Source organism: Streptomyces sp. NPDC059828 (assembly GCF_042731955.1).
Taxonomy (GTDB): domain Bacteria; phylum Actinomycetota; class Actinomycetes; order Streptomycetales; family Streptomycetaceae; genus Streptomyces.
The window spans coordinates 99,645-118,058 of the sequence record NZ_JBHWIW010000019.1; the positions used below are offsets into that span (position 1 = coordinate 99,645).

Below are 18,414 nucleotides of genomic sequence, written 5' to 3' on the forward strand. Positions count from 1 at the left end.
GACTCGTGGACAACGCAGAGAACCTGATCGCGCTGCTGATCGCGGCGCCCCTGCTCGGCGGGGCGGTGCTGCTGCTCGGCGGGCGCCGGCTCGACCGCACGGGCCACTGGATCGGCACGGCACTCGCCGCCGCCTCCTTCGTCATCGGCGTGGTGCTGTTCGCCGTCATGCTGGGCCGGCCCGGCGACGACCGCACCCTGACCCAGTATCTGTACACCTGGATCCCGGTCGAGGGCTTCCAGGCGGACGTGGCCTTCCAGCTGGACCAGCTGTCGATGACCTTCGTCCTGCTGATCACCGGAGTCGGCTCGCTCATCCATCTGTACTCGGTCGGGTACATGGAGCACGACGAGCGCCGCCGCCGGTTCTTCGGCTATCTCAACCTGTTCCTCGCGGCGATGCTCCTGCTGGTGCTCGCCGACAACTACCTGCTGCTGTACGTCGGCTGGGAGGGCGTGGGTCTCGCCTCGTACCTGCTGATCGGCTTCTGGCAGCACAAGCCCAGCGCGGCGACGGCGGCCAAGAAGGCCTTCCTGGTCAACAGGGTCGGCGACATGGGCCTGTCCGTCGCCATCATGCTGATGTTCACCACCTTCGGGAGCTTCGCCTTCGGACCGGTGCTGGACTCCACGGGGAAGACGTCCGAAGGCGTCCTGACCGCACTCGGGCTGCTCCTGCTGCTCGCCGCCTGCGGCAAGTCCGCCCAGGTGCCGCTCCAGTCCTGGCTCGGGGACGCGATGGAGGGCCCGACCCCCGTCTCGGCCCTGATCCACGCGGCGACGATGGTCACCGCCGGCGTCTATCTGATCACCCGCTCCGGTGCCATCTTCAACGCGGCACCCACCGCCCAGCTCGCGGTGGTGACGGTCGGCGCGGTCACGCTCCTCTTCGGTGCGATCATCGGTTGCGCGAAGGACGACATCAAGAAGGCCCTGGCCGGTTCGACGATGTCGCAGATCGGCTACATGATCCTCGCGGCAGGCCTCGGCCCGATCGGCTACGCCTTCGCGATCATGCACCTGGTGACCCACGGCTTCTTCAAGGCGGGGCTGTTCCTCGGCGCCGGTTCGGTCATGCACGGCATGAACGACGAGGTGGACATGAGGAAGTACGGCGGCCTGCGGAAGTACATGCCGATCACCTTCGTCACCTTCGGCCTCGGCTATCTCGCCATCATCGGCTTCCCGGGTCTGTCCGGCTTCTTCTCCAAGGACAAGATCATCGAGGCGGCCTTCGCCAAGGGCGGCACCGAGGGCTGGATCCTCGGCGGCGCGGCCCTGCTGGGCGCGGCGATCACCGCGTACTACATGACGCGCGTGATGCTGATGACCTTCTTCGGCGAGAAGCGCTGGCAGCCCGACGAGAACGGCGAACTCCCCCATCCGCACGAGTCGCCGCGCACCATGACCGCGCCCATGATCGTGCTGGCCTTCGGGTCGGTCTTCGCGGGCGGGCTCTTCTCCTTCCACGAGTCGTTCGTCAAGTGGCTTGAGCCGGTGACCAGTTTCGAGCACGGCCATCCGCCGATCAGTGCCGGCACGGTGACCATCTGCACCGTCGTGGTGATGGTCATCGGTGTGGCGCTCGCGTACGCCCAGTACGGACGGCGTCCGGTGCCGGTGACCGCCCCGCGCGGCTCACTGCTCACCCGGGCCGCCCGCCGGGACCTCCTCCAGGACGACTTCAACCATGTGGTCCTGGTCCGCGGCGGGGAGCACCTCACCCGGTCGCTGGTGTACGTGGACCACACCCTCGTCGACGGGGTGGTCAACGGCACGGCGGCGTCGTTCGGAGGACTCTCGGGCCGTCTGCGCAAGCTGCAGAACGGCTACGCCCGCACCTACGCGGTCTCGATGTTCGGAGGTACGGCGGTGCTGATCGCCGCGACCCTGCTGATGAGGTCGGTGTAACTGTCATGTCCTTCCCGCTCCTTACCGCAGCAGCGGCCCTGCCGGCAGTCGGCGCGATCGCGACCGCGGCCGTCCCGGCCGGGCGCAGGACCGCGGCCAAATGGCTGGCGCTGCTCGTCTCGCTCGGCACCCTCGTCCTGGCGGGGATCATCACCGCCCGCTTCGAGCCCGGCGGCGACCGGTACCAGCTGACCGAATCCCACGCCTGGATCGCGGACTTCGGGGTGCGGTACGAGCTGGGGGTGGACGGGATCGCGGTGGCGCTGCTCGCGCTGACCGCGGTGCTCATCCCGTTCATCATCCTGGCCGGCTGGCACGACGCCGATCCTTCCCCTGCCTCCGGCGGGGAGACTCCTGTGGAGACCAAGAACTATCGCTGGCGGCCCACTCAGGGCTTCTTCGCCCTGATCCTCGCGGTCGAGGCGATGGTGATCCTCTCCTTCGAGGCCACCGACGTCTTCCTCTTCTACATTCTCTTCGAAGCCATGCTCATCCCGATGTACTTCCTCATCGGCGGCTTCGGGGACCGCGCCCACGCGGGCAGCGAGGAGAACGCGGCGGCGCAGCGCTCGTACGCCGCTGTGAAGTTCCTGCTCTACAACCTGGTCGGCGGGCTGATCATGCTGGCCGCGGTGATCGGGCTCTATGTCGTGGCGGGGAACTTCTCGCTGACGGAGATCGCCGCGGCGAGGGCCAGCGGGGATCTTGAGATGTCCACGAACGTCGAACGGCTGCTGTTCCTCGGCTTCTTCTTCGCCTTCGCGGTGAAGGCGCCGCTGTGGCCGCTGCACACCTGGCTGCCCAACGCCATGGGGGAGTCGACCGCTCCGGTGGCCGTGCTGATCACGGCGGTCGTCGACAAGGTCGGCACCTTCGCGATGCTCCGCTTCTGCCTCGGTCTCTTCCCTGAGGCGTCGAAGTGGGCCACCCCGGTGATCCTCGTGCTGGCGCTGATCAGCATCGTGTACGGGGCGCTGCTCGCGGTGGGCCAGCGCGACATCAAGCGGCTGGTCGCCTATGCGTCGATCTCGCACTTCGGCTTCATCGTCATGGGCATCTTCGCGATGACGAGCCAGGGCCAGTCGGGCGCCACGCTCTACATGGTCAACCACGGGATCTCGACGGCCGCGCTGATGCTGGTGGCCGGTTTCCTGATCTCGCGGCGCGGCTCCCGGCTCATCGCCGACTACGGGGGGGTGCAGAAGGTGGCACCGGTGCTCGCCGGCACCTTCCTCATCGGCGGTCTCGCCACCCTGTCGCTGCCCGGACTCGCCCCGTTCGTCAGTGAGTTCCTGGTCCTGGTGGGTACCTTCGCCCGCTATCCGGTGGTCGGCATCATCGCGACCTTCGGCATCGTGCTCGCCGCGCTCTACACCCTGGTGCTCTACCAGCGGACGATGACGGGCCCGGTGAAGGAGGAGGTGCGCACTCTGCCGGATCTGCGACCGCGTGAGCTGGCGGTGGTCGCACCGCTGATCGCGCTGCTGATCTTCCTCGGCTTCTTCCCGCAGCCCCTCACGAAGATCGTCAACCCGGCCGTGGAGCACACCATGTCCGACGTACAGCAGAAGGACCCCCAGCCCGAGGTGGAGGCGGCCCAGTGAGCCCAACAGCTGTCCACAGCCTGTGGACGACGGCAGCCCAGCCGCTGGACAAGATCCCGGCCCCGCATATCGAGTACGCCCAGCTCGCGCCCACCCTGATCGTGGTCGGCGCGGCGATCGTGGGTGTGCTGATCGAGGCCTTCGTCCCGCGCAAGGGCCGCTATCCCGCCCAGGTGTTCCTGTCCGTCGTGGCGCTGGCCGCCGCGTTCGCCGCGGTGGTGGGCCTCGCCGCCGGGGGGTTCGGCAGTACCAAGGCGCATCTCGCCGCGATGGGCGCCATCGCGGTCGACGGGCCGGCGCTGTTCCTCCAGGGCACGATCCTGCTGGCCTCGCTCGTCGCGATCTTCACCTTCGCCGAGCGGCGCCTCGACCCGGGGGCGCACGGCAGCCATGTCGACTCCTTCGCCGCACAGGCCGCTTCCGTACCGGGCAGCGACAGCGAAAAGGCGGCGGTCAAGGCCGGGTTCACCACCACCGAGGTCTACCCGCTGGCGCTGTTCGCCATCTCCGGAATGCTCGTCTTCCCTGCGGCGAACGACCTGCTGACCCTTTTCGTCGCGCTCGAGGTCTTCTCGCTGCCCCTCTACCTGCTGTGCGCCCTGGCCCGCCGCAAGCGGCTCCTGTCGCAGGAGGCGGCCATGAAGTACTTCCTGCTCGGGGCGTTCTCGTCGGCGTTCCTGCTGTTCGGGGTGGCGCTCGTGTACGGGTACGCGGGCTCCGTGTCGTACGCCAGGATCGCCGACGTGGTCGACGGCACCGTCAAGACCATCGACCCGGCGCTCGCCGCCACCATGGGCAATGACGCACTGTTGCTCATCGGCGGCGCGATGATCCTGGTCGGGCTGCTGTTCAAGGTCGGCGCGGTGCCGTTCCACATGTGGACCCCGGACGTCTACCAGGGCGCACCGACCCCGGTCACCGGCTTCATGGCGGCGGCCACCAAGGTCGCGGCGTTCGGAGCGTTGCTGCGGCTGCTCTACGTGGTGCTGCCGGGGCTGCGCTGGGACTGGCGCCCGGTCATGTGGGCGGTCGCCATCGTCACCATGCTGGGCGGCGCGATCATCGCGATCACCCAGACCGACATCAAGAGGCTGCTGGCCTACTCGTCGATCGCGCACGCGGGATTCATCCTCGCCGGCGTCATCGCGTTCACGCCCGAGGGCGTCTCGTCCGTGCTCTTCTACCTCGTGGCCTACTCCTTCGTGACGATCGGCGCCTTCGCGGTCGTCACGCTGGTACGGGACGCGGGCGGCGAAGCCACCCATCTCTCCAAGTGGGCCGGGCTCGGACGGCGTTCGCCGCTGGTCGCCGCGGTCTTCGCGGTGTTCCTGCTGGCCTTCGCCGGAATCCCGCTGACCTCCGGCTTCTCCGGGAAGTTCGCGGTTTTCAGCGCGGCGGCTCAGGGTGGCGCGGGCGCGTTGGTCGTGGTGGGTGTGATCTCCTCCGCGATCGCCGCGTTCTTCTACATCCGGGTGATCGTGCTGATGTTCTTCAGCGAGCCGAAGCCCGAGGGGCCGACCGTGGCCGTGCCATCGCCGCTCACGATGACCACCATCGCGGTCGGTGTCGCGGTGACCCTGGTGCTGGGTGTGGCGCCCCAGTACTTCCTGGATCTGGCCGGGCAGGCCAGTGTGTTCGTGCGGTAGGGCGACGGGCAGGTGAGCCCCGGCCGCGGTTGCGGCGTCCAGCCGGAGGCCCGGCACCCCAGAGGGTGCCGGGCCTCCGGCCTCGCTGTCTGCGGGCGGCGCAGGGCCGCTCCGTAAGGGCTACGCCGTTCCGGAAGGTCCGTTGGTCAGGAGCCGCTGCGGAGCGAGCCGGTGCTGGAGCCGCTGGAGTCGCCCAGGAAGCAGGTGACCTCGCGGTCGCCGAAGGCCCACCCGGCCTGCTGCGGGTGGTAGTAGTAGAAGCTCATCGTCTTGGGGAGCTTGGCGGCGTCGCCCACGTAGTCGGTGAGCAGGTCGCCGCTGCACTTCTCCTCGGCCTGCGAGGCGACCTTCTCCGTACCGGGGTACGCGCCGGCCTCCAACTGGAAGACGGCGTACGCCTCTCCCTCATGGGGCTCGGTGCAGGGGACGACGTCCACCTTGTACGCGGCCCGGGAGCCTTCCTCTTCCGCGTAGTCCGCCAGATCGTCCTCGGTGTTGAAGCAGTCCCCCTTGCGGATGTCCTGGACATCGCTGGAGCCCGGGTCGGTGACCTGGCCACTGGTGCTTCGCTTCGGCTTGGAGGAGCTGTCGTCGAGCGCTCCGGAGGCCCCGAGGGCCACCATGATCGCGATGAACAGGAGCGCCGCGCCGTGGATGGCGATACCGGCGATCGCGAAGCCCTTGCCCTTCTCGCCGTTCTTGCGGATCTGGGAGAGGGCGATGATTCCGAGGATCAGCGGGACGAACGGGATGCCGCAGACGATCGACATCACGAAGGACACGATGGCCAGGGCGTTCGTCTTCTCCGACGGCGCGGGCGGCCAGCCCGGCGCGCCGCCGTACGGGCCCGGCTGTCCGTACGGGCCGGGCTGTCCGTACGGCCCCGGTGCTCCCGGCGGACCGGGAGCTCCGTACGGGGCGGGCTGCCCGGGCTGACCGGGCGACCCGTAGGGCCCGGGCGGCGGGGACGAGGGCGGTGGTGGCGGTATGGACACTGCGCAAGCTCCTTGTACAGACGGTGAGACAGAACTTATAGCCAGACAATGACAACCCGCGCCCTGGGTCCGGCGTCCCACTCTCAGGGCACTGGGACTTGATCGAGATACATCGAGCACACCGAGCACACCGAGTGCGCCCAACGACACCGAGCACACCGAACACGGGGGAAGAGCGGATGAGCGCGCCGGCAGACCAGTCGGAAAAGGACGGGCAGGACCGTCAGACCAATGACGCACAGCAGCGGGTCGCCAGTTCCGCCGACACCTGGCCCACGGTGCTGCTGCTGCCCGCCATGCTGCTGCTGAGGTATCTCGGGGAGCACTCCTGGGCCTACTGGACCGGGGCGGTGTTCGGCCTGCTGGGCACGATCGGTGCCGCCGTCGAGATCACCGGCGCGGTCGGGCACTTGGCGCACCGGCGCCGGCCGCTGGTCGCGTTCTGGGTGCTGTTCTGCCTGGTGCCGGCTGTGGTGCTGGTGGGGATCAGGCTGGTCGAGCAGTGGTGACGGCGGCGGGCCCGCGCCGGATCCATACCGGCACGGGCCCGCCGTGCTGAGCCACCGCCGCGGTCTACCGGACGGCCGGGACCACGCGTCCGGTGACCTCGCCGAGGCCGACCCGCACACCGTCAGGGCCGGGTGCCCACGCGGTCATGGTGACCACGTCGCCGTCCTCCAGGAAGGTTCGCTTACCGTCCGGCAGGTCCAGCGGATCCCGCCCGTTCCAGGTGAGTTCGAGGAGCGAGCCGCGCTGGTGCACCTCGGGGCCGCTGACCGTGCCCGAACCGTACAGATCACCGGTACGCAGCGAGGCGCCGTTGACGGTCATGTGCGCGAGCTGCTGGGCTGCGGTCCAGTACATCGTCGCGAACGGCGGCTCGCTGACCACCTCTCCGTTGATCGCGACCGTGATGTGCAGCTCGAAGCCGCCGGGCTCCTCGTCGCCCGAGTCGTCCAGATAGGGCAGCAGGTCGAAGTCACGTGCGGGCGGGGCGACCCGGGCGGCGTCGAGCGCCTCCAGCGGGGTGACCCAGGCGGACACGGAGGTGGCGAAGGACTTGCCGAGGAACGGGCCGAGCGGGACGTACTCCCAGGCCTGGATGTCGCGTGCGGACCAGTCGTTGAGGAGATGCAGCCCGAAGACATGGTCGCGGAAACCGGACAGAGGCACGGGTCGGCCGTGCTCGCTGGGGGTGCCGACGAGGAAGCCGACCTCCGCCTCGATGTCCAGTTTGACGGAGGGTCCGAAGAGCGGAGCCGGGTCTGCGGGGGTCTTGCGCTGGCCGCTGGGGCGGATGACATCGGTGCCGGAGACGACGACGGTGCCGGAGCGGCCGTGGTAGCCGATCGGCAGATGCTTCCAGTTGGGGGTCAGCGGCTCGCCGTCCGGCCGGAAGATGTGCCCGACGTTGGTGGCGTGGTGCTCGCTGGCGTAGAAGTCGACGTAGTCGGCGACCTCGTAGGGGAGGTGCAGGGTCACCGCCGCGAGCGGGTGGAGCAGCGGTTCGATGTCCTCGCGGTGGGCGGGGACGGTCACCCAGGCGGTGAGCGCTCGCCGTACGTCGCGCCAGGCCGTGCGGCCCGCCGCGAGCAGCGGGCCCAGGCTCGGCTGGGCGAGCAACGCGGCATAAGGGGAGCCGAGGGTGTGCGCGGCGGCCCCGGCGTCGAGCACGTGGTTGCCGATCCGGACGCCGAGCCGGCGGCGGTCGGGCTCTGCCGCGGTGGTGAAGACCCCGTACGGGAGGTTGTGCGGGCCGAAGGGATCGCCCTCGGCCAGGTCGAGCGGGCTCTGCTCGGGCATCGGTGCTTGCCTCGCTTTCCACGTGTGTGGGGGACACGTTACGTGGGCGGTGCACCTGGCGTCAGTGTCCGAAGGGGCCCTCGGGGCAAAGTGCGGCCGTGTCTCGCCCGCGTACATGGTTTAGGGCAAAACTATCGTTTACGGCCATATGACCAGATCAGTAACATACCGGGGTGGCGGGAAGGCGCCGCCAGTGATCGAAACCGGACCGGATACGCTGACTTGAGTGATGACAACGACACATCGACAATCCGTGTGATCGTCAGCAGACAGGAGTACCTCTCGTGACCGTCGTCGAGCCATTCGGGCTGAACGTGCGGGACCAGGCTCTTGAGGCCGATGTCCAGGCCGGATTGGCGGCAGTCGAGGCCGGGCTGCTCGATGCCACCAAGAGCGAGGTGCCCTTCATCACGGAGGCCGCGCAGCATCTCGTGCGCGCCGGGGGCAAGCGATTCAGGCCGCTGCTGGTGATGCTGGGCGCTCAGTTCGGTGATCCGGACGCACCGGGCGTCGTGCCCTCCGCCGTGGTCGTCGAGCTGACGCACCTGGCGACGCTCTACCACGACGATGTGATGGACGAGGCCGATGTGCGCCGCGGCGTGGCCAGCGCCAACGCCCGTTGGGGCAACTCGCTGGCCGTCCTCACCGGCGACTTCCTCTTCGCCCGTGCCTCGCACATCCTGGCCGATCTGGGTCCCGACGCCATACGGATCCAGGCCGAGGCGTTCGAGCGGCTGGTCACGGGGCAGATCCTGGAGACCGCCGGTCCGCGCGACGACCGCGACCCCGTCGAGCACTACCTCGACGTGCTGGGCGGCAAGACCGGCTCGCTGGTCGCCGTGTCCGGGCGGCTCGGCGCGATGATGGCGGGCGCCGACGAGCGCCTCGTCGACACGCTCACCCAGTACGGCGAGCGACTCGGTGTCGCCTTCCAGCTCGCCGACGACGTGCTCGACATCGCCTCGGACTCCCACGAGTCCGGCAAGACGCCCGGTACCGATCTGCGTGAGGGCATCCCCACACTGCCCGTGCTCCGGCTGCGGGAGCAGGCCGCCGCGCACCGGCGCCCCGAGGACCTGGAGCTCGTACAGCTGCTGGACGGGGATCTGACGGACGACGCGCGGCATGCGGAGGCGCTGGCCAGGCTGCGTGTCCACCCCGCCCTCGAGCAGGCGCGGCGGGACACGGTGCGGTACGCGGAGGAGGCGCGGGCGATGCTGGCGCCGCTTCCCAAGGGCGCGGCCAGGGCCGCTCTGGAGGACCTGTGCGACGCGGTGGTGCACCGCGCCGGCTGACGCGTCCTGACGCCGGCCCCTGATGCATCCCCTACTGGTCGGCTGAGTTCTGACGCCCCCGGGTCATACCGCAGCAGTACGCGGAGTTGATTCCGGGGGCTGACGCTTATGGCCCGGCGTTTTGGTCAGATGGTGTGGACGGACGACGCCGCTATCACGGAGGTAGGGCACACCATGGCACCGAACGAGAACGCAGCAGTCACCGAACAGCCCGGGGAGGTCAGCCCCGCCCGCCGGAAGGCGGCGCGGTATGCCGTCCCGGTCGCGGTGGCGGGCGTTGCCGCGGCGACCATCGGGCTCGTCCCGGCGCTTGCTGCCGTCGGCGACCCGGATCTGCCGAAGATCAGCGCTCAGCAGCTGATCGAGAAGATCGCCGCTTCTGACACCCAGCAGATGTCCGGCACAGTGAAGATCACCACCGATCTGGGTCTTCCGGACCTGGGCGGTCTGGCGAGCGGCTTCCTTTCCGGAGCCGGCTCGGGGAGCGGCGGTGCCTCGGCGTCGCCGGACGCCTCGAGCAAGCTGATGGAGCTGGCCTCGGGCACGCACAAGGTGGAGATCGCCGCCGATGGCCCTGACCGGCAGCGCATGTCGTTCGAGTCCGGCGGCGACGAGTACAGCGTCACGCACAACGGCGCCGACGTGTGGACGTACGACGGCGCGGCCAACGAGGTCGTGCACGGCAAGGACGCCACGGCGGGTGCGCCCGGTTCGGGCAAGGACGGCGGCAAGGGGCACCAGGGCCCCGATGAGCTGCCGACCACGCCCAAGCAGCTCGCCGAAGAGGCGCTGAAGGCGGCGGGCGACACGACCTCCGTGACCGTCGACGGCACGGCGCGTATCGCAGGCCGTGACGCCTACCAGCTGGTCATCAAGCCCAAGCAGAGCGGCTCGACGATCGACTCCATCAAGATCGCGGTGGATGCGCAGAACGGCGTCCCGCTGAAGTTCACCCTGCTGCCGAGCGACGGCGGCAAGGCTGCGGTCGACGCCGGCTTCACCAAGGTCGACTTCTCCAAGCCGGACGCGTCGGCCTTCGACTTCACCCCGCCGAAGGGTGCGAAGGTCACCGAGGCGGATGAGCTCAGCGACCACGGAAAGGCCGGAAAGCCCGGAGAGACCGCGGCCCCGAAGTTCTCCAAGGAGTTCGAGGGCATGGAGGACTTCAACGGGCTGAATGTCGTAGGCGAGGGCTGGGCCTCCATCGCGGAGCTGAAGGCTCCCGGCGGCGAGGGCCTCTCCGCGTCCAAGGGCGGCAAGGGCCCGGGCGATGTGCCGCCGGAGGCCGCGAAGTTCCTGGACGCGCTGGGGGACAAGGTGAAGGGCGACTTCGGTACCGGCACGGTCTTCAAGACCCGTCTGGTCAACGCCCTGATGACGGACGACGGCAAGGTGTTTGTCGGCGCGGTCACCCCGGACGCACTGGTCGAGGCCGCGAACAGCGCGAAGTGAAGCAACGCGAAGTGAAGCAGCGGGAACTGAGCAGCGGGGTGAGGTAGCGCGGACGGGTGCGGGGTGCCCCGGGAGAGGGGCACCCCGCGTCAGCCGCCGTCGGCGCTGCCTTGCCGTTGCCGTCAGAAGGTGAGCTTCCAGCTGTTGATGTAGCCCGTGTCGTAGCGGGCCACGTCCTGGACCTTGAGCTGCCAGGTGCCGTTGGCGGTCTCGCTGGAGGCGTTCACGGTGTATGTCGCGACGACGTCGTCCGCGGAGTCGCTGCCGCTGGAGTTCTTCAGCCGGTACGTGCTGCCGTCCGGGGCCACCAGGTCGATGACCAGGTCACCGCGCCAGGTGTGCTTGATGTCCACACCGACCTGGAGGGCGGCAGGGGCGTTGCCGGTGCGGCCGGAGACCGCCACGGACGAGGTGACGGCGGTCCCGTAGTCGGGGATGGCGACATCGGTGGTGTTCTCGTAGACGTCACCGGTCGGCGGGACGGTCGTCCCGGCGGACAGGGTCCAGATGGCGTAGGCGATCGCGTCGCTGTTGCGGTCGAGTGCGGTCTCGCTGATGTTCGAGGTGGTGTCGCAGGAGGAGTGGTAGCAGCGGTCGAACGCCTGACCGGAAGTGCCCCCCCACTTCGTGGCCTGCGCACTGGACTTGGTGCGGCTGGCACCCGTGAACAGCCCACCGACCGGGATGCCCACGTTCTTGAAGGAGGCGTGGTCGGAGCGGCCGTCTCCCTCGGTCTCGATCTCGGTCGAGACACCGATGCCCGTGAAGTACGTCTTGAAGGTCTGCTCGATCGTCGGGTCGTCGTCATAGACGAAGTAGCCCGGGTTCGGCGACCCGATCATGTCGAAGTTGAGATAGCCGCTGATCTTTGAACGATCCGTGGCCGACAGGCTGTTGACGTAGTACTTGGACCCGACCAGGCCCAGCTCCTCGGCGCCCCACCAGGCGAACCGCAGGTGCTTGTCCGGGCTGAACTGGGCGCGGGAGACGGCGAGCGCGGTTTCCAGGATCGCGGCGGATCCGGAGCCGTTGTCGTTGATGCCCGGACCCGAGCTGACCGAGTCGAGGTGGGAGCCGGCCATCAGCACCTTGTTGGCGTCGCCGCCGGGCCAGTCGGCTATCAGGTTGTAGCCCGTGGAGCCCGACGAGGTGAACTGCTGGAGGGTGGTGGTGAATCCTGCCGCGTCCAGCTTGGCCTTCACGAAGTCGATCGACGCCTTGTAGCCCGTGCGGCCGTGTGCACGGTTTCCGCCGTTGGCGGTGGCGATCGACTGGAGGTCGTTGAGGTGCGCCTTGACGTTCGCGACGGGGATGTCCGGCGCGGCGAGGGCCGCGAGGGAGCGTGCGGGGGCCGCGCTGCCGGAGCTGCTGCTGGTGGTGCTGGAGGTGGCCGCTGCGGTCGGCACGGCCGCCGCGAGCAGTCCGGCGATGGCTATGGCGGTGCCTGCGGCGAGGCGTCTGTGCACAGAGCGAATCATGTGGGGGCTCCGGATTCCGTACGGGGATGGGACGGAACGTGCGAGACACCCTGCGACGGCGGTGTCGCAGGGTGCTGGAGCTGTACTCGGTGCGGTGTTTGTGGGGAATGGTCAGTGAGATGCTGACCGACCGTCAAGGGCGGAAACCGGTCAGTCGGGTTCGGTCAGCGAACGGTTGGCGGCGGCCCCGTACGCGAGATGCCGCAGCTGCCGCATCTCTGCTGTCCGCTACTGCACGCAGAACTCGTTGCCCTCAGGGTCCCGCATGATGCACCACTCCCCGCCCTGCTCCCGTACGTGGTGCACCATGGTGGCCCCCAGGCCCTCCAGCCGGGCGACCTCCTCGTCCCGTCGTCCCGGTTCGGAGTGCAGGTCGATGTGGAGACGGTTCTTGGCCGTCTTGGTCTCGGGGACCCGCTGGAACAGCAGCCTCCGGCCGAGACCGGCACCGCTCACCTCGTCGCACGGATCGTCCGGATGCCGGACGGCGGCCAGATCTCGCCAGGCGTGATGGCCGTGCCATTCGACGGTCAGTTCGGGCGGTACCACCCCCGAGGCGAGGAGTCCCTCGATGAGCGCGCTGTTGTCCTCCGGCAGATAGCCCATGGCTTCGGCCCAGAAGTCGGCCAGGGCGAGCGGGTCGTTCGCGTCGATGACGAGTTTCCAGTGCAGCGGCATGAACCCAGTTATAGTGGCGCGCCCCCGGACCGGTCAGCCCGTGGTGGTCTCGCGCCGCACCTGAGTCTGCGGGGCGTCCGCGGCAGGCACGGCGTCTCCAGCCGCGGCGGCATCCGCCACGGACGGCCCCGGGAGGAACCCTGCCTGGGCGAGTCCCTCCGCCTCCGCGAGTCGCTCGGCCCGTGCGAGCCGTGCCCTGGTGCTGCGGGCCGTACGCAGGGCGTCCCAGGTGAGGATGGACAGAGCCAGCCAGACCAGTGTGAAGCCGGCCCATCGTTCGGCGGGCATCTCCTCGTGGAAGTAGACGACCCCCAGCAGGAACTGGAACAGCGGCGCCAGATACTGCAACAGTCCCAGCGTCGACAGCGGCACCCGGATCGCCGCCGCCCCGAAGCAGACCAGCGGCACGGCTGTGACCACCCCCGTGGCCGCGAGCAGTGCGGAGTGGCCCGTGCCTTCCGTGCCGAAGGTGGACGTGCCCTGCGAGCCGAGCCACACCAGATAGCCGAGCGCGGGCAGGAACTGCACGGCGGTCTCCGCTGCCAGCGACTCCAGGCCGCCGATGTTGACCTTCTTCTTCAGCAGCCCGTAGCAGGCGAACGAGAACGCAAGCACCAGCGAGATCCACGGCGGGCGGCCGTAACCGACGGCCAGTACGACCACCGCCGAGAGTCCGACACCCACGGCCGCCCACTGCGCAGGCCGCAGCCGCTCCTTCAGCAGCAGTACGCCCAGCGCGATGGTGACCAGTGGATTGATGAAGTAGCCCAGCGATGTCTCGACCACATGGCCGCTGTTGACGCCCCAGATGTAGACGCCCCAGTTGACGGTGATCACCGTGGCGGCCACGGTGATCAGCCCGAGCCGGCGCGGATCGGCCAGCAGCCCCCGTATCCAGCGCCCGCGCCGCAGTGCCAGCAGCGCGATCACGACCACCGCCAGCGACCAGGTCATACGGTGGGCGAGGATCTCGATGGCGCCGGCCGGTTTCAGTAGCGGCCAGAAGAGCGGGACCAGGCCCCACATTCCGTAGGCACCGATCCCGTACAGCAGACCCGCCCGCTGCTCGTCGTCCTTCACCGAACCTCCCGCCGCGCAATCCGTGCATCCGCGCCACCCGCGCGTTCGAAGGTAGCGCCGAGGGGGGATGCGTGTCATGTCCGTATCGCCATACGGTCATGACGTTCCTGTCTCGGGCCTGCCCGGATGACACGCCAGGGGCGCCGGTCCCGGACCGGCGCCCCTGGCGTGTGTGCGTGTGACCGTGCGTGGGTGTCAGCCGACGACCGTCCAGGTGTCGTTCCCTGCGAGCAGCGCGCCCAGGTCACCCTTGCCGTTCTGCTCAATCGCGGCATCGAGCTGGTCGGCCATCTGCACGTCGTACACCGGTCGCTCGACGCTGCGGAACACGCCGATCGGGGTGTGGTGCAACGTGTCAGGATCGGCCAGCCGCGACAGCGCGAAGGCCGTGGTCGGGCTGGCGCTGTGCGCGTCGTGCACCAGGATCTGGGCCTCGTTGCCGGGGGTGACCGTGACGACCTTGAGATCGCCGGTCGCCGGGTCCCGTACGACGCCCTTCTCGTGCCCGCTGCCGAAGCGGATGGGCTCCCCGTGCACGAGCCGGATCACGGCTTCCTCGGCCTGCTGATTGTCCTTCAGGACCTCGAAGGCGCCGTCGTTGAAGATATTGCAGTTCTGGTAGATCTCGACGAGCGCCGTGCCCGGGTGGTCGGCCGCCGCGCGCAGCACCTCGGTGAGGTGCCTGCGGTCGGAGTCGACCGTGCGGGCCACGAAGGACGCCTCGGCCCCGATCGCCAGCGACACCGGGTTGAAGGGCGCGTCGAGCGAGCCCATCGGGGTCGACTTGGTGATCTTGCCGACCTCGGACGTGGGGCTGTACTGGCCCTTGGTCAGACCGTAGATCCGGTTGTTGAAGAGCAGGATCTTGAGGTTGACGTTCCGGCGCAGTGCGTGGATCAGGTGGTTGCCGCCGATGGACAGGGCGTCGCCGTCACCGGTGACGACCCACACGCTGAGGTCGCGTCGTGAGGAGGCGAGCCCGGTCGCGATGGCGGGGGCGCGGCCGTGGATCGAGTGCATCCCGTAGGTGTTCATGTAGTACGGGAAGCGGGAGGAGCAGCCGATGCCCGAGACGAAGACGATGTTCTCCTTCGCGAGCCCGAGCTCGGGCATGAAGCCCTGCACCGCCGCGAGGATCGCGTAGTCACCGCAGCCGGGGCACCAGCGGACTTCCTGGTCCGACTTGAAGTCCTTCATGGACTGCTTGGCCTCGGCCTTCGGAACCAGCGACAGCAGAGTGGACGCTGTCTCAGTCATTGATGGCCTCCTTGAGAGCCGCAGCGAGCTGCTCGGCCTTGAACGGCATGCCGTTGACCTGGTTGTAGGAGTGCGCGTCGACCAGATACCTCGCCCGGATCAGACCGGCGAGCTGCCCGAGGTTCATCTCCGGCACCACTACCTTCTCGTAACGCGCCAGAGTGTCCCCCAGATTCCTCGGGAACGGGTTGAGGTGGCGCAGATGTGCCTGTGCGATCGGCAGCCCCGCCCCGCGCAGCCTGCGTACGGCCGCGGTGATGGGCCCGTACGTCGACCCCCAGCCGAGCACCAGGGTGCGGGCGCCGTCCGGGTCGTCGACCTCCAGATCCGGCACCTCGATGCCGTCGACCTTGGACTGCCGGATCCGGACCATGAAGTCGTGGTTGGCCGGGTCGTACGAGATGTTGCCCGTGCCGTCCTGCTTCTCGATGCCGCCGATCCGGTGTTCGAGGCCCGGGGTGCCGGGGACGGCCCAGGGGCGCGCCAGTGTGCGCGGGTCGCGCTTGTACGGCCAGAAGACCTCGGTGCCGTCATCGGTGGTGTGGTTGGGGCCGGTGGCGAACTGGACCCGCAGATCGGGGAGTTCGTCCAGATCCGGGATCCGCCAGGGCTCACTGCCGTTGGCCAGGTAGCCGTCGGACAGCAGGAAGACCGGAGTGCGGTACATCAGTGCGATACGGGCCGCCTCCAGCGCCGCGTCGAAGCAGTCCGCGGGGGTCTTCGGGGCCACGATCGGGACCGGCGCCTCGCCGTTGCGCCCGTACATCGCCTGGAGCAGGTCGGCCTGCTCGGTCTTCGTGGGCAGACCGGTGGACGGGCCGCCGCGCTGGATGTCCACGATCAGCAGCGGTAGCTCCAGTGACACGGCGAGCCCGATGGTCTCGGACTTCAGCGCCACACCGGGGCCCGAGGTCGTCGTCACGGCCAGCGAGCCGCCGAAGGCCGCGCCGAGCGCGGCGCCGATGCCCGCGATCTCGTCCTCGGCCTGGAAGGTCCGCACGCCGAAGTTCTTGTGCCGGGACAGCTCGTGCAGGATGTCCGATGCCGGGGTGATGGGGTATGAGCCCAGGTAGAGCGGCAGGTCCGCCTGCTGAGACGCGGCGATCAGTCCGTAGGACAGTGCCAGGTTGCCCGAGATGTTGCGGTACGTGCCCGCCGGGAAGGCCTGGGTGGCCGGGGCGACCTCGTAGGAGACGGCGAAGTCCTCGGTGGTCTCGCCGAAGTTCCAGCCGGCTCGGAAGGCCGCGACATTCGCCTCGGCGATCTCGGGCTTCTTGGCGAACTTGCTCCGCAGGAACCTCTCGGTGCCCTCGGTGGGCCGGTGGTACATCCAGCTCAGCAGGCCCAACGCGAACATGTTCTTGGAGCGCTCGGCCTCCTTGCGGGAAAGGCCGAACTCCTTGAGTGCCTCGATGGTGAGTGTCGTCAGCGGGACCGGGTGGACGTTGTAGGCGTCGAGGGAGCCGTCCTCGAGCGGGCTGGTCTCGTACCCGACCTTGGCCATGGCGCGCTTGGCGAACTCATCCGTGTTGACGATGATTTCGCCGCCGCGCGGCACATCGCCGATGTTCGCTTTGAGCGCGGCCGGGTTCATCGCGACCAGGACGTTCGGGGCGTCGCCCGGGGTGAGGATGTCGTGGTCGGCGAAATGGAGCTGGAACGAGGAGACGCCCGGCAGGGTGCCGGCGGGTGCCCGGATCTCGGCCGGGAAGTTCGGGAGCGTGGACAGGTCATTGCCGAACGACGCCGTCTCCGACGTGAAGCGGTCACCTGTCAGCTGCATACCGTCACCGGAGTCGCCCGCGAACCGGATGATCACACGGTCCAGGCGGCGGACCTCTTTGCTGCCGTTGTCGCTGTTGCTGCCGGCGTTGCCGTTGCTCTCGCTGTTGCCCTTGCCGCCGGGGGATCTGCGCTGTCCCCCGACGACGGTCTCTCCGGCCGCGTCTGCCTCGTCTGCGTGCTCGGCTGGGCTACTGACCTGGCTGGTCACTGAACTGGACCTCCTTCGAGGCGGCTGGACCGCGGCCGGCTCACCGGTCGCTCCAAGGCCAACCCTACGACGGTAAGGGTGGCCTTCCCTGGACCGCTCATATGCTGGACGACTTTTTGAGACGACCTGATGTCCTGGTTTGCCATAGTGCTGCTCGCCCCCCGAATCCTTCCCTTCAGACGCTCCCGGTCGATGGTGGGGTTGCCCGCTGGGCGCCCGCTAGTTATCTGATAGGGTGTCAGATTCTCAGGAGTTGAGATAGGTCAGCACGGCCAGTACACGCCGGTGATCCCCGTCGCTGGGGGACAGCCCGAGCTTCTGGAAGATGTTGCTCACGTGCTTCTCCACGGCTCCGTCACTCACCACCAGCTGCCTGGCGATCGCCGAATTCGTCCGCCCTTCGGCCATCAGCCCGAGGACCTCACGCTCCCGGGGGGTCAGCCCCGCCAGCACGTCCTGCTGGCGGCTGCGGCCCAGGAGCTGTGCCACGACCTCCGGGTCCAGCGCGGTGCCGCCTCCGGCGACCCGGACCACGGCGTCCACGAATTCCCGGACCTCGGCGACCCGGTCCTTGAGCAGATAGCCCACGCCCCGGCTGTTTCCGGCCAGCAGCTCGGTGGCGTACTGCTCCTCGACGTACTGCGACAGCACCAGCACCCCGATCCCGGGATGCTCGCGGCGCAGCCGCACGGCCGCGCGGACCCCCTCGTCCGTGTGGGTCGGCGGCATCCGGACGTCGGCGACGACGACATCGGGCAGCGCGTCCTGCGCCGCGAGCTCGTCGATGGTCTTGAGCAGCGCGTCCGCGTCGCCGACGCCGGCGACCACCTCGTGTCCCCGGTCGGTGAGCAGCCGGGTCAGGCCCTCCCTCAGCAGCACGGAATCCTCGGCGATCACGATCCGCACTCTGTCCTCCACGACCTGCATCCCCCGCTTCCCCCTGGCCGCGTATCTCGCGTGCCGCGTGTATCACGTGTGCCGCGTGTGCCGACGTGTTCCGGTGTCGGCGCGGCCCCCAGCATTCCAGGATCCGGACCCGGGTGCCCATAGCCGACACAAACCCACCCGGCGCGCCGCAGCGCGCCGGGCGGGTTGTGGGGTGCGCGGTCGTGTACGCACCGTGTCATGCGCGCCAGGGCAGCTCGGCCGTGACGACCGTGGGGCCGCCGGGCGGGGAGTCCACGGCGAGCACGCCGTCCACCGCGTCCAGGCGCTCGGCGAGC

The 18,414-nt window shown here is 68.9% G+C and carries 14 protein-coding genes; 6 read left to right on the forward strand and 8 right to left on the reverse strand.

All coding sequences use genetic code 11. The features are described 5' to 3' along the window. Window positions 1–5: 5 nt before the first annotated feature. Genes nuoL through nuoN form a run of 3 tightly spaced genes read left to right on the forward strand, consistent with a single transcriptional unit; the run spans window position 6 to window position 5,160 of the window. Entirely contained in the window at window positions 6–1,910 is a 1,905-nt protein-coding gene (nuoL, locus tag ACFV6V_RS14440) for an NADH-quinone oxidoreductase subunit L (protein ID WP_385563964.1), read from the forward strand. A gap of 5 nt (window positions 1,911–1,915) precedes the next feature. Then, the gene (locus ACFV6V_RS14445; protein WP_385563967.1) at window positions 1,916–3,514 is read left to right on the forward strand and encodes an NADH-quinone oxidoreductase subunit M; all 1,599 of its coding nucleotides are present in this window, start codon (window positions 1,916–1,918) and stop codon (window positions 3,512–3,514) included. Further along, window positions 3,511–5,160: an NADH-quinone oxidoreductase subunit NuoN gene (nuoN, locus tag ACFV6V_RS14450; protein WP_385563970.1), complete on the forward strand. Its 1,650-nt coding sequence runs from the start codon at window positions 3,511–3,513 to the stop codon at window positions 5,158–5,160. The genes ACFV6V_RS14445 and nuoN overlap by 4 nt, the downstream gene beginning before the upstream one ends. A gap of 146 nt (window positions 5,161–5,306) precedes the next feature. On the opposite strand, the gene ACFV6V_RS14455 is transcribed toward nuoN, so the two are convergent. Continuing rightward, a complete protein-coding gene (locus tag ACFV6V_RS14455; protein WP_385563973.1) occupies window positions 5,307–6,155 on the reverse strand; it encodes a DUF4190 domain-containing protein in 849 nt (282 codons plus the stop codon). 179 nt (window positions 6,156–6,334) lie between these two features. Here ACFV6V_RS14455 and ACFV6V_RS14460 point away from each other — a divergent pair, with 179 nt between their 5' ends. Continuing rightward, a complete protein-coding gene (locus ACFV6V_RS14460) occupies window positions 6,335–6,664 on the forward strand; it encodes a hypothetical protein (protein WP_385563976.1) in 330 nt (109 codons plus the stop codon). 64 nt (window positions 6,665–6,728) lie between these two features. Here ACFV6V_RS14460 and fahA read toward each other — a convergent pair whose 3' ends face one another. After that, entirely contained in the window at window positions 6,729–7,958 is a 1,230-nt protein-coding gene (gene fahA, locus ACFV6V_RS14465; protein ID WP_385563979.1) for a fumarylacetoacetase, read from the reverse strand. Between the two features lie 284 nt (window positions 7,959–8,242). Here fahA and ACFV6V_RS14470 point away from each other — a divergent pair, with 284 nt between their 5' ends. Together ACFV6V_RS14470 and ACFV6V_RS14475 are read left to right on the forward strand one after the other, a co-directional pair. Beyond that, on the forward strand, window positions 8,243–9,253 hold the full coding sequence (locus ACFV6V_RS14470; protein WP_385563982.1) for a polyprenyl synthetase family protein: 1,011 nt from the start codon (window positions 8,243–8,245) through the stop codon (window positions 9,251–9,253). A gap of 174 nt (window positions 9,254–9,427) precedes the next feature. After that, the gene (locus ACFV6V_RS14475; RefSeq protein WP_385563985.1) at window positions 9,428–10,705 is read left to right on the forward strand and encodes an outer membrane lipoprotein carrier protein LolA; all 1,278 of its coding nucleotides are present in this window, start codon (window positions 9,428–9,430) and stop codon (window positions 10,703–10,705) included. 122 nt (window positions 10,706–10,827) lie between these two features. On the opposite strand, the gene ACFV6V_RS14480 is transcribed toward ACFV6V_RS14475, so the two are convergent. From ACFV6V_RS14480 to ACFV6V_RS14505, 6 genes are all read right to left on the reverse strand, one after another. Beyond that, entirely contained in the window at window positions 10,828–12,183 is a 1,356-nt protein-coding gene (locus ACFV6V_RS14480) for a M28 family metallopeptidase (protein ID WP_385563988.1), read from the reverse strand. A 228-nt stretch (window positions 12,184–12,411) separates the two neighbouring features. Then, complete coding sequence (locus ACFV6V_RS14485) at window positions 12,412–12,861, reverse strand: VOC family protein (protein WP_385563991.1); 450 nt, start codon at window positions 12,859–12,861, stop codon at window positions 12,412–12,414. Between the two features lie 33 nt (window positions 12,862–12,894). Continuing rightward, window positions 12,895–13,887, reverse strand: a complete 993-nt coding sequence (rarD, locus tag ACFV6V_RS14490) for an EamA family transporter RarD (RefSeq protein ID WP_385564026.1) — start codon at window positions 13,885–13,887, stop codon at window positions 12,895–12,897. Between the two features lie 249 nt (window positions 13,888–14,136). Beyond that, window positions 14,137–15,198: a 2-oxoacid:ferredoxin oxidoreductase subunit beta gene (locus ACFV6V_RS14495; RefSeq protein WP_385563994.1), complete on the reverse strand. Its 1,062-nt coding sequence runs from the start codon at window positions 15,196–15,198 to the stop codon at window positions 14,137–14,139. Further along, a complete protein-coding gene (locus tag ACFV6V_RS14500) occupies window positions 15,191–17,191 on the reverse strand; it encodes a 2-oxoacid:acceptor oxidoreductase subunit alpha (RefSeq protein WP_385563997.1) in 2,001 nt (666 codons plus the stop codon). The genes ACFV6V_RS14495 and ACFV6V_RS14500 overlap by 8 nt, the downstream gene beginning before the upstream one ends. A gap of 246 nt (window positions 17,192–17,437) precedes the next feature. Continuing rightward, a complete protein-coding gene (locus ACFV6V_RS14505; RefSeq protein ID WP_385564000.1) occupies window positions 17,438–18,118 on the reverse strand; it encodes a LuxR C-terminal-related transcriptional regulator in 681 nt (226 codons plus the stop codon). Between the last annotated feature and the right edge of the window lie 296 nt (window positions 18,119–18,414).

Excerpts from the sequence above, each read along its gene's own strand:
- ACFV6V_RS14475 (WP_385563985.1), top strand. The coding sequence starts at position 9,428 with ATGGCACCGAACGAGAACGCAGCAGTCACCGAACAGCCCGGGGAGGTC.
- ACFV6V_RS14460 (WP_385563976.1), top strand. The coding sequence starts at position 6,335 with ATGAGCGCGCCGGCAGACCAGTCGGAAAAGGACGGGCAGGACCGTCAG.
- ACFV6V_RS14505 (WP_385564000.1), bottom strand. The coding sequence starts at position 18,118 with ATGCAGGTCGTGGAGGACAGAGTGCGGATCGTGATCGCCGAGGATTCC.
- rarD (WP_385564026.1), bottom strand. The coding sequence starts at position 13,887 with ATGTGGGGCCTGGTCCCGCTCTTCTGGCCGCTACTGAAACCGGCCGGC.
- ACFV6V_RS14485 (WP_385563991.1), bottom strand. The coding sequence starts at position 12,861 with ATGCCGCTGCACTGGAAACTCGTCATCGACGCGAACGACCCGCTCGCC.
- ACFV6V_RS14445 (WP_385563967.1), top strand. The coding sequence starts at position 1,916 with ATGTCCTTCCCGCTCCTTACCGCAGCAGCGGCCCTGCCGGCAGTCGGC.
- ACFV6V_RS14480 (WP_385563988.1), bottom strand. The coding sequence starts at position 12,183 with ATGATTCGCTCTGTGCACAGACGCCTCGCCGCAGGCACCGCCATAGCC.
- ACFV6V_RS14495 (WP_385563994.1), bottom strand. The coding sequence starts at position 15,198 with ATGACTGAGACAGCGTCCACTCTGCTGTCGCTGGTTCCGAAGGCCGAG.
- fahA (WP_385563979.1), bottom strand. The coding sequence starts at position 7,958 with ATGCCCGAGCAGAGCCCGCTCGACCTGGCCGAGGGCGATCCCTTCGGC.